Origin of the sequence: Rhodoplanes azumiensis (assembly GCF_042682915.1) — a bacterium.
Taxonomy (GTDB): domain Bacteria; phylum Pseudomonadota; class Alphaproteobacteria; order Rhizobiales; family Xanthobacteraceae; genus Rhodoplanes; species Rhodoplanes azumiensis.
The window spans coordinates 92,311-107,856 of the sequence record NZ_JBHUIW010000001.1 but is presented as its reverse complement, the minus strand read 5'-3'; the positions used below and the strand labels follow the sequence as shown (position 1 = coordinate 107,856).

Sequence of the window (15,546 nt, the reverse complement as noted above, 5' to 3'; positions counted from 1 at the left end):
CCGACGCGCGAGGCCTGTCGAACGAACGCCGGCCCGCGCACCGCAACCCCCGAACGGCATTGGAGCCGACCCCGATGAAAACCTCCATTCTCGCCGTCGCGGCCCTCGTCTCGACGGCCGCGACGACGGCGCTCGCGCAGAGCCGGCAGGACTTCACGCTGATCAACCGCACCGGCTACGACATCAGCGAGGTCTATGTCTCTCCCAGCAAGACCGACGACTGGGAGGAGGACATCCTGGGCGACGACAGCCTCGAGGACGGCGAGCGCGCCAACATCACGTTCAGCCGCGCCGGCAAGACCTGCATGTGGGATCTCAAGGTCGTCTACAGCGACGACGACTCCTCCGCCGTCTGGCACGACATCAACCTGTGCCAGGTCGAGCGGGTCACGCTCCGCTACAACCGCAAGACCGACACGACCTCGGCGACGTTCGACTGAGGGCCGCCTCCGTGGGTGCGCGCCCGTCGGCGCCAACATAGGCGTTCGCCGACACACCCCTGCTCTCACCGGCCCCCCGAGGCGCCCGGCGAAGCCGGGCCTCGAAGGGCGACGGCCCGGGCCGGATCCTTCGAGGCTCGCGACGCGAGCACCTCGGGATGACGGGTGGTGGCATGGGCTGTTGGTGACAGCCGTTTCCAGCCAGCACAACCGGCGCCCGGCCCGCAAAACGCACGAAGCCCCGGTCCGCGCGCGGCGGCCGGGGCGTTCGTCGGGGGTCGGGCGCGCCGCGCCCGCCGGTGCTCGAAAGATCGAACCCGCGATCAGAGCCGATAGAGGATCTGGTCGGTCCAGAACCGCTCGAGCCGGTGCAGCGCCTTGTTGAGGGTGGCGAACTCCTCGGCGTTGACGCCGCCGACCTGCTCGACCGTGCGGACGTGCTTCTGGTAGAGCGCCTCGATGATGTTGCGCACCTCGCGGCCCTTGTCGGTCAGCTTGATGCGCACCGAGCGGCGGTCGACCCGCGAGCGCTGGTGGTCGAGGAAGCCCATCTCGACGAGCTTCTTCAGGTTGTAGGAGACGTTCGAGCCGAGATAGTAGCCGCGCGTGCGCAGCTCGCCGGCGGTCAGCTCCTTGTCGCCGATATTGTACAGGAGCAGCGCCTGCACCGAGTTGATGTCGGCACGGCCGCGGCGGTCGAACTCGTCCTTGATGACGTCGAGAAGGCGACGGTGGAGCCTTTCGACGAGGGTCAGCGATTCCAGGTAGAGCGGCCGGATATGGTCGAAGCGCATATCCCGCTCGGCGGGTTCCGCCGGCCTTGCGACTGCTTTCATGACGACGCCTATTGGTTGTTGTTCGACGAGGCCCTGTATTCCTCGTTCTCGACCATTACTACGTGGCACGCTCTAAAATCGGTTTAAACAACAGCATAAAGAACCGGTTTATTTGCCGAGGTAAACCAACGACTAAGGATGGAATTTCGTGTCCGGATTTTACCTTGGATTCACCGCCTTTCGACTGTGCCGGGGATGCCGGCTCCCCCGTTAACCGGCGTCTCCCGTGCGCCCCCCGCCCGGCCCCTGCCAGGCCCCTGCCCGGCCCCTGAAAATGGACGCGGCGGCCCCGAGGGGCCGCCGCGTCGCGATGTCGGTTCGGTGAGGGGCGGTCGGGCCGGGTCAGTTCACCCGGATCCAGTCAGTTCACCCGGGTCCAGGTCTGCCCGCCGCAGAACATGCCGCCGAAGGCACAGCCCTGGACGCGCATCTTGTCGGCGCCCTTCATGGCCAGCGTCGAGTCGTAGATGCCGCCGCCGCCGTTGCGGGTGTCCTTGATCCGGCCCTTCCAGCCGTCGCCGGACGCCTTCATGTCGATCAGCACCTTCTCGCCGTTACGGCCGGTCTTGGCGTCGACCGAATAGCCGCACAGGTTCTGGCCGCACGGCTCGACCCGCACCATGCCCTCCTTCTTCTCGGTCATCCACAGGCCGACCGGGCCGGTGGGGGCGGCGACGGGCGCCGGCGCCGGGGCCGGCGGGAGTACGGCGACGCGCTGCTCGGGAACGGGCGCCGGAGCGGGCACGGGGGCAGCGGCCGGAGCCGGGGCGACCGGGGCCGTCGCGACGGGCGCCGGATCGGTCTGGCCGACCGGCGGCGGCGCCGGGGGCGGCGGCGGCACGGCCACGGTCGTCTGGGCCGGGGGCGCGACCGGGGCGGCGACCGGAGCAGTCGGGGCCGGCGCCGGCGTGGCGACGGGCGGCTGGCCGGCGGGGGCCTTGGCGGTCGGGCGGACGTTCCACTGTGGCGCCGGGACGGCCGTAACCTTCTTGTCGTCCTCGTCGTCGTCCTTGCCGAAGCCACCGAAGCCGCCGAGCTTGCCCTTGGCGAGGCTCTCGATGTCCTTCCAGCCGACGGCCGGCAGATCGAACTGCTGCGCCTCGCGGGCGCCGTGCTCGCGCCAAGTGACGGTGCCGCACAGCTTGTCGCGGCAGCGCTCGTCGAAATCGATGCGGACCGTGCCGCCGTTCACCGGGACGCTGAACGAGCCGGCTTGGGCGGACGTGCCGAGCACGACCACGGCGGCGGCGAGACCGAAGGTCATTCCAATCGTGCTGCCGAGAGCCTTGCGGAGCGTCGTCATGGGATCCTCCCGTCGGTCGGGCCAGCGGCCCGGTGTCGAGGGTGAGGATGCCCCCGTCCCGGCCCTGCAACCGTGAGGTGGATCACACGAGCCCCGGCGGTCCGCCGCGCGGCCCGAACCGGGGCGCCCGAAAACGCGACAGGGCGGGCCTCGGAGGCCCGCCCTGTCGGAGCGCCGCGCGGCGGCGACTCAGTGGCCGTTGACCGGGAGGGTGGGAGCGGTCCGCACGGCCGGACGTTCGTAATCCGCGACCGAGACCCCGGCCTTCGACACCAGGACGGCCCAGACCGGCATGTCGATCTCGAGGAAGGCCGCGAAGGTGTCGAGCGTGGCGCGCACCGGCTCGGCCCCGCTCGCCGTCAGGTTGTCCTTGAAGAAGTGCGAGTCGACGGCGCGCGTCACCGCATTGGCGATCTCGCGCTGGATCTCGCCCGGAATGCCGCGCGGCGCCATCAGGCCGAACCACAGGCCGACATCGACGCCGGCGATCCCCTCCTCGGCCAGCGTCGGCAGCTGCGGCGCGACCGGGCTGCGGCGCGCCCCCGTGGTGGCGAGCTGAACGATGCGGCGGTCGGCGGCGATGCCCGCGATGGTCGGCAGCGGCGCGAACAGAACGTCGAGCCGTCCCGCGACGAGGTCGGCGGCGGCCTCGTGGCTGCCGTCGTAGGTGGCCTGAACCATGCTGACGCCGGCGGCGGCCTTGAACAGCTGGGCGGCGAGATGTCCGCCGGTGCCGAGGCCCGACGTGCCGTAGCGCAGGGTTCCGGGCTTCGCCTTGGCGAGCGCCACGAGCTCGCGGACCGAGCCGACGCCGAGGGCGCGGTTCACCACCACGACGGTCGGCACCCGACCGAGCAGCGCGATCGGCGCGAAGGCGTGCGGAAACGCGAAGGGTTGCTCGGGCAGGATCGCGGCGTTGGCGGACTGGGCGTTGCTCGCCACGAACAGCGTGTAGCCGTCGGGCTCGGCGATCGCCGCGGTCGCGGCGGCGTCGTTGCTGGAGTGGCCCGGGATGTTCTCGACGATGAAGCGCTGGTTGAAATACTCGGTCAGCTTGTCGGCATAGATGCGGGCGAGGATGTCGGTCGTCGAGCCGGCCGGGAAGCCGACCACGATGTGGACCGGTCGGGTGGGATAGATCTGGGCGTCCGCGACGCTCGCAACCGCTCCGAGAAGCAGCGTCGCGGCGATCGGGGCCAGCAGTCGGCGTAACAAGGTCGTCTCCCGTCGCGGCCCATTCGCGGGCTCGCCGTCGAGGCGCGCGCGGCCGCCTCACGCAGGTCGTCGGGGAGAGAAGGTGCGGAAGGTCGTCAGGTTCTCCGGCGACACGCGGGGAGCGGTGCACGCACCGTCCTGTGCCTTATTTAACTGCAACTGGCTGCTGAGGAATCGGGCGGATCACGTAGACCCGCATGCGTGAGAGCGCGGGCTGGCGCGCGCCGAACGCCGGTCTCCGCGAACCGAATATTTACCGATCATGAACCATAAGGAGCGCCGCACGGATTCGGCCTCCCCGAGGGCTTTGCATAATCGGTCATTCCGGGGCGCGCCCCCTCTGGCAGAATCGCCCTACTCGCGAAACGCCTCCTCGCGACCCTTGCGGATCGCCGGCAGCGCGACCGCGACCAAGAGCCCCGCGGCGGCGAGCAGGAAGCCGAGGCTGAGCGGCCGCGTGACGAAGATGCTCCAGTCGCCGCCCGACAGCACCATGGCGCGCCGGAAGTTCTCCTCCAGCATCGGGCCGAGCACGAGACCGAGCAGCAGCGGCGCCGGCTCGCAATCGAGCTTGCGGAACACGTAACCGACGACACCGAAGGCCGTCATGATCAGCACCTCGGCCGGGCTCGAGTTCAGCGTGTAGGTGCCGATGCAGCAGAACACCAGGATGCTCGGGAACAGATAGCCGTAGGGCAGATGAAGGAGCCGCACCCACAGTCCGATCAGCGGCAGGTTCAGCACCACCAGCACGGCGTTGCCGATCCACATGCTGGCGATGAGGCCCCAGAACAGCACCGGCTGCTTCGTTATGATCTCGGGGCCCGGCGTGATGCCGTGCACCATCATGGCGCCGATCATCAGGGCCATGAGGGCGTTGGGCGGCACGCCGAGGCTGAGCATCGGGATGAAGCAGGCCTGTGCGGCGGCGTTGTTGGCGGTCTCGGGCGCCGCGACTCCCTCGATGGCGCCCTGACCGAACCGCTCCGGCGTGCGCGAGACCTTCTTCTCGAGGCTGTAGGCCGAGAAGGCCGCGATGGTCGGCCCGCCGCCCGGCAGGATGCCGAAGGCGGTGCCGACCGCGGTGCCGCGGATCATCGCGGGCAGGCAGCGCAGAAGATCGGCCCGCGAGGGCATCAGCTCGCGCACGCGCAGCACGGCGGGACGCGCCTGTGTCTTCTCCTCCAGATTGATCATGATCTCGGCGAGGCCGAACAGGCCCATCGACAGCGGCACGAAGCCGATGCCGTCGAACAGCACGTCGAGGCCGCCGGTCATACGGTAGTCGCCGGTCGAAACGTCGGTGCCGACCGAACCGAACAGCACGCCGAGCACGATCATGCCGATCGCCTTGAGGAGCGAGCCGTGCGCCAGCACGACGGCGGAGACGAGCCCGAGCAGCATCACGGACACGTAGTCGGCCGACTGGAACATCAGCGCGACGCCGGCGAGCGGCGGACCGGCGACCGCGATCAGCAGCGTCACCACGGTGCCGGCGAACAGGGAGCCGAGCGCCGCGATGGCGAGCGCCGGCCCGGCGCGGCCCTGCTTGGCCATCGCGTGGCCGTCCAGGATCGTCACCACCGAGGAGGTTTCGCCTGGAATCTTGACCAGGATCGCCGTCGTCGAACCGCCGTATTGGGCGCCGTAGAAGACGCCGGCCAGCATGATCAGCGCGCCGACCGGCGACAGCCAGAACGTGATCGGCAGAATCAGCGCCATCGTCGTGAGCGGCCCGATGCCGGGCAGTACGCCGATCGCGGTGCCGACCGCACAGCCGAACAGGCAGAGCCCGAGATTCTGCCAGGTCAGCGCGACCGCGAAGCCGAGCGCGATGTTCTGGAAGAGATCGGACATCACGGGGCCTTCACGACAGCGCCGGCCACAGCCGGATCGGCATGCCGAGCGCCATCACGAAGACGCCGACATTGACGACGACGAGCACGAGCGTGAGCAGCGCGAGCCGCAGCGGCGGCAGCATCGGTCCCGCCCCGGCGCCGATCAGGATCGTCACGACCAGGGTCGCAACCAGCCCGAGCGGGCGGAGCGACAGCGCGAAGGCGAGCGCCGCGAGGGTGATGCAGACGAGCGGCCGCCAGTGCCACGCCTGCGGCCGCCCGTCGGGCCGGATCAGCGCCAGGGCGGCGAGCACGCCGCCGCAGCCGATCAGCAGCAGCGCGACGAGGCGCGGAAAGTAGCCCGACCCCATCGCGTCGGCCGTCCCGGTCTCGAGGCCGCGCGACAGCCAGAGGGCACCGAGCCCGAGGCCGACGAACATCAGCCCGGCGAGGAGATTCTTGGTCGGCCCGATACGCAAGGGTTGTGGTTCCCCACGGTGCGGTCGCCAGACGAGCCGGTCTTCCGGGGCGCGGACCGCAGGTCCACGAACCCGGAATCCAGCGCCCCGCCCGGTGATCATGGCAGGATTCCGGGTTCGCCGCGGAGCCTGTGCTCGGGCGGCGCGACGCGCCGACCCGAGTGCGGCGCCCCGGAACGACATGTCCCGAAGCTCGCCTACTTCTGCCGCGCCTTGACGAGCCCGGCTTCGAGCAGGATCGGATAGAGTTCGGCGTCGTCCTTCTTCCAGCGCGCCGCCGTGGCCTTGCCGTCGCCCGGCTGGATCGCGAAGCCGGCCTTCTTGGCCTTGTCGACGAACGCGGGATCCTTCAGCACCGTCAGGATGCTGGTCTCCAGGACCGTCAGCCGGTCCTGCGGAATCCCTTTCGGCCCGATGATGCAGCGCCACGAGCCGGCGATCAGGTCGACGCCCTGCTCCTTGAAGGTCGGGATCTCGGGCGCCATGAAGTGCCGCTCGGCCGCCGACACGCCGAGCAGCTTCAGCTTGCCGGAGCGGTGCGGCTCGATCGCGTCCGGCACCGGCACGGCGGCCGTGTCGATCTCGCCGCCCATCAGGGCCGTCACGGTCGGAGCGTAGCCGCCATAGGCCACCTTGGTGACCTTGAAGCCGAGCTGCTTCTCGAAGATCGAGATGGCGATGTAGGAGGAGCCGCCCGGCTGGTCGTTGCCGTTGCGCAGCTTGCCGGGGTTGGCGCGGGCGCGCTCGATCAGCTCCTTCAGCGAACCGATGCCGCTCGCGTTGCTGGCCTGCAGGGCGAACGGATCCTCGCCGAAGAAGGCGATCGGCTCCATCTCGTCGAGCGTGTTGGCCTGCGGGTTGAGATAGGGCAGCGACACGCCGCCCGACGCCAGCATGCCGATCGTGTAGCCGTCGGGCTTCGCCGTCACCACCTCGCGATGGCCGATCGCGCCCCCTGCCCCGGGCTTGTTCATCACCACGACGGGCACGCCGATCTGCTTCGACAGCGCATCGGCGAGGAGCCGCATGCTGATGTCGCTGCCACCGCCCGGCGGCCAGGCGACGACCAGCGTGATCGGCCCGGACGGGAACGCCTGCGCGCTCGCCTCGGTCCACACCGCGGGCGCGGCGACCGCCATCACTCCGGCACCGGCGAGCTTCAATAGATCCCTGCGCTTCATGGTGGTCTCCTGATCAGATGGACGTCACGGGCGGGGACCGGTCCGAGACGACCCCGGCGCGCCCCCCTGCACTTCCAAGAACCATGCCGCGTCGAGGCCGAGCGGCGCGACGCGTCAGCGCGTCGCGGCGGCGAAGCGGCGGATCACGTCGAGGCCGAGCGCGCAATCCTCCGGCGTGCCCAGCAGGCCCAGCACCGGCTCGTCGAGACCGGCGGCGACGAAGTCGGCGAGCCTTTGCATGCAATGCTCCGGCGTACCGGCGATCCCGAAGGCGTCGACGGCCTCGTCGGAGACGAGCGCCGAGGCGCCGGCGATGTCGCGCTTCGCGATCGCGGCGATCACGGCCTCGTGGTCGACCGGAATCCCGGACGCCCGAATGTTCTCGGCGAGGAACGCGTTGCGCATCACGAAAGCGAGCCGCTCACGAACGATGTCGCGCGCGGCGCCGCCGTCCGGCGAGGCGGCGAAGAAGATGTAGCCGGCGCGCCGGATTTTTTCGGGATCGCGCCCCGCCGCGGTCGCCGCCTCGAGGCTCAGGGTGATCGACTGCCGCACCGAGCCCGTCGACAGCCCGGCCGAGAGCACGACGCCGTCGCCGACCCGGCCGGCGAGCTTGAGCATGTCGGGGCCGATGGCGGCGACGTAGACCGGGATCGGCCTCTTCGGCACGACCGCGAGGCGGGCGCCGGCGAGCCGCACGAACTCACCCTCGGTGTGCACGGGTTCGCCGGTCCACAGGGCGCGCAGCGCAGCGACGAACTCGCGCACCGCCGCGACCGGCTTCACCATCGCTTGCCCGGCCTCCTTCAGGAACATCGGATTGCCGGTGCCGACCGCGATCGCCGCGCGGCCGGGCGCCACCTCGTCGAGCGTCGCGAGCGCCATGGCGGTCGGCACCGCGTGGCACACATAGGGGCTCACCGCCGTGGGAACGAGGGCCGCCTCGCCCGGCACCGCGAACGCGAAGGCCATGCAGGTGGCGATCGCCTCGCGATAGCCGAGATGCTCGGCGACCCACAGGCTGCCGGCGCCGGCCGCGACCGACTCCTTCGCCAGCGCGATCGCCTCGCCGGTGGGCACGAAGCCGTCGAAGTTGACACCGATCCGCACCCGCCCCGCCCCTCAGGTTCCGGTCTCGACGAGGGCGAGCAGCTCGGCCGCCGACTTGCCGGCGAGGCCCAGCTTCTCGAGCGTCAGGCCGTCGCGCCAGTAGTCGATGCCGAGCGACAGGCCGGCGAGCTGGATCAGCGCGTCCATGGTCGGGGTCGGCACGCCGGCGACGCGACCGAGCGCCGCCATCGGCACCAAGCCGTAGCCGACGTCCTCGTGGACATAGCGGTGGTCGAGCGTGCCGGGCGCCTTGATCGTCTTGTTCGGCGCGCTCTCGATGCAAGCGCGCGAGATGTCGCCGGAGTCGCGCGCCTCGGTCGTGGTCAGCCCGGCGTCGTGGAACAGCTGCAGGAACGACACGGCCGGCACGCCGAGCGCCTTCGCGACCGCCATGCGCTCGGCATCGACCGCCGCCGTGACGCGGCCGACGGCGTCGGTGATGCCCTCGCGATAGAACAGGAAGTTTCCGCCGGTGCGCTGGATCCAGCCGGCGTTCATGATCATGCCGGGCGAATGGAACACGGCGTTGATGTTGGCGAGCGCCGTCTCGAGCACGCTCGACGCCTCGACGATCTCCGGATAGAGCGGCTTCATCAGTGCGAACAATTCGCCGCGGTCGCGGCCGGGCAGCGCCGCGAAGCGCAGCCGCTTCGTGTAGCTGTAGATGTTGACGGTCGTCGGCCCTTCGAGCCGGGTGATGTAGGTGAGCGTCACGGTCTCGCAGGTCTTCACCGGGCCGCGACAGCCGGCGCGGCGCAGCTCGTGCACGAAGTGGAGGCCGCCGCCCGTGTGGCCGGGATTGACGAACACCGGCTGCGAGCCGTCGAGAAGTGGCGCCAGCGCCTGCGCGTAGGTCTCGTGCGCGACGGACGGCACCACCAGCATGATCAGGTCGGCGCCGCGTACCGCCTCGGCGACGTCGCAGGTGAGGAGATCGACCGGCACCAGTCCTTCGACGATGCCGCGGGCCTGAATGCCGCCCTGTGCCCGGATCGGAGCCAGGCGCTCGGGGTTGCGGGCGTGCAGGCGTACCGAGAAGCCGCGGTGTCCGAGATCGGCGGCGGCCGCGAAGCCACCGTGGCCCGCGCCGAGGACGGCGATCGACGTGATGCTCATGGTTCGGACAATCCGTTGAGGCGCGGCCGGTGGCCCGGCGTGACGGCAGACGCGCGGCCGCGCGACACGACTTCGGCTGGAGACCGACCGATGCTGAACGGCATGCGCGCGAAGACCCGTCGCGGTTGAAGGCCATCCAAGTCTGCATACCAGGACGGCCGAGGCAACGGTCTTTATGCAAAGTGGATGCCGGCCACTGCGGTCATGCCGGCCCCGTGCCGGGCATCCACATCTTCACGGCAATGCGGCTCGAAGGAAGGCGTGGATGGCCGGGACGAGCCCGGCCATGACGAAACGCGGAGGTTTCAGCCGTCAGCTGCCGTCGCCCGCGCGTCGCCCGCTCAGAACCGCACGAGCAGATTGCCTCGGACACCCTGGTCGGAGAGGTCGGCGCCATATTGGCCGCGCCACGACACGCCGACCGTCGCGTTGGCCGCGACCGCGACGTCGAGGCCGATGTCGCCGACGAAGGCGTCCTTGGCGATCGGCGCGCCGGCGACCGTGAACGGGCTGCCGCCGGCGAGCGCCAGCGTCGCCAGCGTCGACGTGTCGCCGAAGGCGTGCCGCCAGCCGACCGTGCCGCGCAGCTTGCCGGCCGCGGCGCCGAGCGCGACGTCGGCGGTGCCGTGCAGGCCGACCGTCGTGAAGGTCACGCCGGTGTCGTCCGATCCGGCCCGCAGCGCCGCGCCGCCGCCCGCTTCGGTGAACGAATCCGTGTGCAGGTTGACGTGGGCGAGCGCCGCGAACGGCTCGACCACGCTCCGCCCCACGGGCACCTTCCAGCCGAGCTCGGCGAAACCCTGCGCCGTGCCGGCTCCGTAGTCGGCGGTCGGACGATCGGAGAAGTTGGTCAGCACGACGCTGCGCGAGGTCGCGATGTCGTTGTAGGTGTAGGCGGCGCCGGCACGCAGGCCGAGCGCGCCCCACTGCTGTCCGCCGTAAAGGCCGACATGATAGCCTTCGGCCGTCGCGGCGCCCGCCGTGCCGGACGCCGTGGTGCGGCTGTAGCCGGCCAGGAGCCCGAGGCGCCAGCCGTCGAGAAAAACACGGTCGCCGCCGACCACGAAGCCGCCGGTCGAGCGGTCGAAAGCGCGCGCATTGCCGTCGCCGTTCGCCGTGCCCCAGGTGCCGAACGCCCGGCTCCACACCGTCGCCCGCTCGGCGCCGGGGCCGACCGCGTCGAACGCGGCCCGCACGCGGTCGAGCGCGGCGTCACGTACCAGCCCGGCGGTCTCGATCAGCGCGCCCTTGGTCGAGGCATGGACCTCGCCCGAGATCTGGTCGAAGGCGGCGCGCGCCGCCGCGTCGGTCGGCAGGAAGGCGACCGCGTTGTAGAGCGCGCTGGCGTTGGTCAGGCTGCCGAGCCCGGCGGCCGCCGCGGTCTGGTTGGCCGTCGCTGCGGCCGCCGTGAAGGCGCGGGTGAGCCGCACGTCGAGATAGACGTTGTTGGCGTCGTAGGCGGCACTGGCGGTGGCGAAGGCCGACACGGCGCCGCCATCGGCGACCGAGGCGTAGGTGCCGGTGACGCCGCCGGCCGCGGTCAGGATGGTGTAGCGGGTGCCGACCGTCGCGGCGCCCAGCGTCGAGACCGCGATGGTGCCGCCCGCGATCGTCGCCGTGCCGGTCACCAGGATCAGGTCGGAGGTGCCGTTCGGGCCGATCTCGACCGCGTAGGTCGACCCCACAGCCTGGGTGTAGTTGCCGGCGATCGTGATGGTGCCGATCGAGTTGCCCGGCGCCACGGTGCCGCCCGACTGCACCTCGGTGTCGCCGATCGTGCCGGAGCCCTTGAGGAGGCCGCCGCTGCGCACCTCGACCGTGCCGGTCGAGGTGCCGTTGACGGTCAGTGTCCCGTCCACCTGGACGGTCGATGCGAACAGGTTGGCGCCGGCCGCGACCGTGACGGTGCCTTCGTTGACGAAGGTGGCACCGGTGAGCGTCAGGCTCGACCCGGTGCCGAGCGCGATCGTGCCGGAGCGCGCGTTGGTGAAGGTGGTGGTGCCGACCGGACCCGTGAAGGTGGCGGAACCGCCGGACGCGACGGTGAGCAGGCCCGCATTGGTGAAGCTCGTCGTGCCGGCGAGCGTCCAGCTCGCCGACGTGACGCCGGACGGCAGCAGGTTCCAGGTGCCCTGGTTGACGATCAGGCTGGTGCCGCCGGACGTCGTGAAGCCGCCGTTGACGGTGCCGGTGTTGGTGAACGAGGCGGTGCCGGCCGTCGCCGACAGCGCGATCGCGACCGGGTTGGTCGTTCCGGTCGCCGTGATGGTGCCAGAATTGGTCACCGTGACGTTGCCGCTGCTGCTCTCGGCCGAGATGCCGCCGCGCGCCGTGATCGTCCCGGCATTGGTGACGGTGACGTCGCCCGACGGTGTCAGCGCCTTGATGCCCCAGTCGCTGGGCGCCGTGATGACGCCGCTCGCCGTGTTGGTGACGACGACGGCGCCGGTGCTCGACGCCTGCGCCCAGATGCCGGCGTGGCCGACGCCGGAATCCGCGATCGACGTGTTGTCGAAGGCGTTCAGCGTACCGCTGTTGGTCACCGTGACGGTGCCGTTCTCGGTCATCGCGTGAACGGCGTTGTCGTCATAGGCCGTGACCGTGCCCGAATTGACGATGGTCGTGTCCCCGGCCGCCGACCAGGCGACGAGACCCTGGCGGGTCGTCGAGGTGACGGTCCCGGAGTTCGTCAGCAGGGCGAGGCCCTGATAGTCGATGACCCTGATGCCGGCCTTGTAGGCGGACACCGTGCCGCTGTTGGTGACCGAGACGGTGACCGGGTTCGCCGCCGTGTTGTTGTGGCCGCCGTCGGCGTAGATACCCCAGTCGTCGTTGGAGGTGACGCGACCCGAATTGGTGATCGTGACGGCGCCGAGATTGGTCGTCGCCGTGATGCCCGGGGCGCCGGCTCCCGACGACGTGACCGTGGCGGCGCTGTCGATCGTGATGTCGCCCGACGTGTCGTTGCGCATCCACACGGCACCGAAGCCGCCGACCGACGTGACGGTGACGCCCGAGCCGAGCGTCACGATGATGTCGTGGTTCGCCGCGTTCGTCTGCGAGTAGACGGCGCTGTAGCTCGGATTGCTGATCGTCGTCGTGCCGCCGATGGTCAGCGTGTGGCTGGTCGGCGTGGTCGTGCCGGACGGCGCCATGTCGACCCCGACCGTCGTCATGTCCGTGATCAGGAGCGACGTCGCCCCAGCGCCGGTGCGCAGGCTGACGAAGCTCGCGTCGCACTGGCTCGACACCGGCGCCACATCGCTCGTGATCGTGCAGCCGGCCTGCGCCGGCTCCGACAGCGCGCCGGCGAGCGCGACTTGGGCGGCCGCCAGCGCGACACCGCGAGCGAGGACGTCGTGCGGGCGAAAGCGGGACCGGGTCGCCGGGACGAGCCACGGGGCGACGGGGGACGGAGTCCGGACGGGGGGCACGGAAGCTTCCTTCGGATGGTCGTTGTCGATCACGGCGGGAGGAAGAAACGAAGCGCGTGGGGTGATAGTCGACGGCGGCTATCCGAGCGGCAATGCCCGGGGCCCCTCATTTCCTACGAAAGTCCTAACGTGTACCTGCAGCCGTGTCCTGGGGAACACACCGAAGAAGCGACGCCGCAAGCAGAACGGCGACGTCGACCGCGCATACAATAAATACGTGCAGCCCAAAACGGGCACGGCGGCCGGGGATACCTCCGGCCGCCGTTCCGAAAACCAAATGTCGGACCTGATTCGCCGGCAAGCCCCGCTCGCGGACTAGCCGCGGCGCTCGGCCGTCCAGGTGCCGGCGCAGGCCCCGCCCGCCCACTTGCCGGTGCCGGACTCGCCCGACAAGCGGCCCTGGCCGGTGGCGCTCTTGCCGGCATAGCTCAGCTTGACGACCAGCTTGCCGTCCCGGCCGACCTTGCCCGAGATGTCGAACGAGGTGCTGCCCGCATTGATCAGGCTGCCGTCGTCGTTGATGCGGATCGGATACCGGTAGGCGCGGTCGCAGTCGCCCTGCTCCGTCACCACCACCACGCTCCACACCCCGTCGAAGCCGGTTCTCGCGTCGGCCGGAACCGGGGTCGCCAAGACGGCGCCGATGGACCCAGCCGCGAGCGCCGCCACGGCGCAACGAACGAACGCAGTCGTCATGTGTCGATGTCTCCCCTCGAAACGATCCGGTGCGCGAGATCGGATTAGCTGGATCGGGTGCGCGACCATGCGCGAAATCGGTGAAAAGCTCGTTGCATTCCACCGATCGTTCCCCCGTTCCGTCGGACGAGCTAACGACAAGGTTCAGCAATGGTTCCCGTGATCACGGCCGGAAACTAACCCGTCCGGGCCGGATGGCCGGATCGGTCGGTCACAACCCTGTGAGGCCGGCGATCGCGAGGCTCGCGTCCCACAGGCGGCGCGCCGCGGCGTCGTCCTGCGCGACGGCCGAGGGATCGGTGATCCGGCCGCGTACCACATAGGCGCCGGACGTCGTCGAAAACTCCGGCGCGGTGGCGACATGGATCGCGTTCTTCGCCCCCTTTTCGAGCGACATTGCGAACAGCTTGGCGATCCGGATGCCGATCCCCCAGAGCCCCCTGTTGTTGTCGCCGATGCGGGTGGCGACGAATCCGGGATGCAGGCAGTTGGCCGTGATCGTGGCGCCGGAGGCGACGGCGCCGGTGGCGCCCGTGCCCGCGAGCCGCCGCGCCAGCTCGCGGGTGAACAGGATGTTGGCGAGCTTCGAGCGGCGGTAGGCCGGCCAGCCCGAATAGGCCCGCTCCCCCTGCAGGTCGTCGAAGTCGAGTGTCACGCCCTTGTGGGCTTCCGAGGCGACGTTGACGATCCGGGCCGGGCCGGAGCGGCGCAGCGTGTCCAGCAGGCCGAGGGTCAGCACCACATAGGCCATGTGGTTGAGGGCGAAGGTGCGCTCGAGCCCGTCTGCCGTCACCTCGCGGCGGGCGAACATGCCGCCGGCGTTGTTGAGGAGCACGTCGATACGCGGCAGCGACGACAGCCGGGCGGCCAGCGCCTTCACCTCGGCGATGGACGACAAGTCGGCATAGTCGGCCTCGGCGATCGCCCCCGGCGCCTCGCGGCGCAGCCGCGCCAACGCGGCGTCGCCGCGCATCCGGTCGCGACCGACCAGGACGAGCCCGGCGCCTCGCCGCGCCAGCGCGATCGCGGCCTCGAGCCCGATCCCGCCGGTCGCTCCGGTGATGACGATCGTCTTGCCGAGCAGGTCGCGACCGTCCGCCGACGCCGCGCCCCGCTCACCCGCACCCTGCTCGGCCGCCCCTTGCTCCGCCCTACCCCGCTCCGCCATGCCCCGCTCCGCCATGCCCCGCTCCGCCATGCCCCCGTGCCCGTGTCGCTCCACGAGATCGGGGACATGACGGGTTCCGGCTCGGCCGGCAAGCCCGGCGGCGGAAGGGCCTAACGGCGGCCCTTCCGGCCCTTGCGTGGCGAGCCCATGAGGCCCTGCATGGAGCGCCAGTCCATGGCGCTGACCATGCCCATCATGGCGCCCATATCCATGCCGCCCATTCCCATTCCGCCCATTCCCCCCATGCCGCCGAACCCGGCCGAGGAGAAGCCGCCGCCCCCGAACCCACCGCCGTCGCCGCCGAAGCCGCCGCCGCCGCCGTCCATCATGTTGGCCATCATCGGGCCGAAGGTCTGCATCAGCTGGGCGTAGCGCTTCTTGCCCATGCGTTGCTTCATCATCTCCAGGAGAGGCGCCATCTGGCTGGCCATCTGCTCGCCGCCGAAGCCGCCCATCCCGCCGCCCATCCCACCGAAGCCCATCATCTGGGCGTGGGCGGGCGCCGGCACGGCGACCACCAGGAGCGCGGCTGCCGCCGCCCCCGACAGCCCGGCCGCGCGGAGCGCGCCCAGCCGGGTCGTGAGGCCACGCGAGAGGCCACGACGCGAAGCACCACCCGTCGAACGTTCACGCATGCGAAGTCCTCCTCGGACGGCGAGAGCCGTCGCCTGCAGGCGTTGCGCCCCCCGAACGGATCCCCGTTCGGTCCTCGGTGCGTCGGACCCGGCGC

Annotated in this window: 13 protein-coding genes; 1 reads left to right on the top strand and 12 read right to left on the bottom strand. The window is 70.6% G+C overall.

All coding sequences use genetic code 11. The annotated features are described in order from the left end of the window. Positions 1-74: 74 nt before the first annotated feature. Positions 75-440 (top strand): hypothetical protein, encoded by a 366-nt coding sequence (locus ACFSOX_RS00480; RefSeq protein WP_378475831.1) that lies wholly within the window; start codon positions 75-77, stop codon positions 438-440. A 323-nt stretch (positions 441-763) separates the two neighbouring features. Here ACFSOX_RS00480 and ldtR read toward each other — a convergent pair whose 3' ends face one another. The 12 genes from ldtR to ACFSOX_RS00420 form a co-directional block, all read right to left on the bottom strand. Then, complete coding sequence (gene ldtR / locus ACFSOX_RS00475) at positions 764-1,276, bottom strand: transcriptional regulator LdtR (RefSeq protein ID WP_111360698.1); 513 nt, start codon at positions 1,274-1,276, stop codon at positions 764-766. A 361-nt stretch (positions 1,277-1,637) separates the two neighbouring features. Continuing rightward, positions 1,638-2,579: a DUF2147 domain-containing protein gene (locus ACFSOX_RS00470; protein ID WP_378475830.1), complete on the bottom strand. Its 942-nt coding sequence runs from the start codon at positions 2,577-2,579 to the stop codon at positions 1,638-1,640. Between the two features lie 189 nt (positions 2,580-2,768). Next, positions 2,769-3,794, bottom strand: coding sequence for a Bug family tripartite tricarboxylate transporter substrate binding protein (locus tag ACFSOX_RS00465; protein ID WP_378475829.1), 1,026 nt, complete (start codon positions 3,792-3,794; stop codon positions 2,769-2,771). 354 nt (positions 3,795-4,148) lie between these two features. Further along, a complete protein-coding gene (locus tag ACFSOX_RS00460; protein WP_378475828.1) occupies positions 4,149-5,651 on the bottom strand; it encodes a tripartite tricarboxylate transporter permease in 1,503 nt (500 codons plus the stop codon). Positions 5,652-5,661: 10 nt separating this feature from the next. Next, entirely contained in the window at positions 5,662-6,111 is a 450-nt protein-coding gene (locus tag ACFSOX_RS00455) for a tripartite tricarboxylate transporter TctB family protein (protein WP_378475827.1), read from the bottom strand. Between the two features lie 197 nt (positions 6,112-6,308). After that, complete coding sequence (locus ACFSOX_RS00450) at positions 6,309-7,292, bottom strand: Bug family tripartite tricarboxylate transporter substrate binding protein (RefSeq protein ID WP_378475826.1); 984 nt, start codon at positions 7,290-7,292, stop codon at positions 6,309-6,311. Positions 7,293-7,406: 114 nt separating this feature from the next. Next, positions 7,407-8,402: an LLM class flavin-dependent oxidoreductase gene (locus ACFSOX_RS00445; protein WP_378475825.1), complete on the bottom strand. Its 996-nt coding sequence runs from the start codon at positions 8,400-8,402 to the stop codon at positions 7,407-7,409. 12 nt (positions 8,403-8,414) lie between these two features. Next, positions 8,415-9,518, bottom strand: coding sequence for an NAD/NADP-dependent octopine/nopaline dehydrogenase family protein (locus ACFSOX_RS00440; RefSeq protein WP_378475824.1), 1,104 nt, complete (start codon positions 9,516-9,518; stop codon positions 8,415-8,417). 341 nt (positions 9,519-9,859) lie between these two features. Beyond that, positions 9,860-12,952 carry an autotransporter outer membrane beta-barrel domain-containing protein gene (locus tag ACFSOX_RS00435; protein WP_378475823.1) on the bottom strand — a complete coding sequence of 1,031 codons (3,093 nt, stop codon included), beginning with the start codon at positions 12,950-12,952 and terminating at the stop codon, positions 9,860-9,862. Positions 12,953-13,267: 315 nt separating this feature from the next. Then, entirely contained in the window at positions 13,268-13,648 is a 381-nt protein-coding gene (locus tag ACFSOX_RS00430; RefSeq protein WP_378475822.1) for a hypothetical protein, read from the bottom strand. Between the two features lie 211 nt (positions 13,649-13,859). Then, entirely contained in the window at positions 13,860-14,831 is a 972-nt protein-coding gene (locus ACFSOX_RS00425) for an SDR family oxidoreductase (protein WP_378475821.1), read from the bottom strand. A 95-nt stretch (positions 14,832-14,926) separates the two neighbouring features. Continuing rightward, positions 14,927-15,451, bottom strand: a complete 525-nt coding sequence (locus tag ACFSOX_RS00420; protein ID WP_378475820.1) for a hypothetical protein — start codon at positions 15,449-15,451, stop codon at positions 14,927-14,929. Positions 15,452-15,546 lie beyond the last annotated feature (95 nt).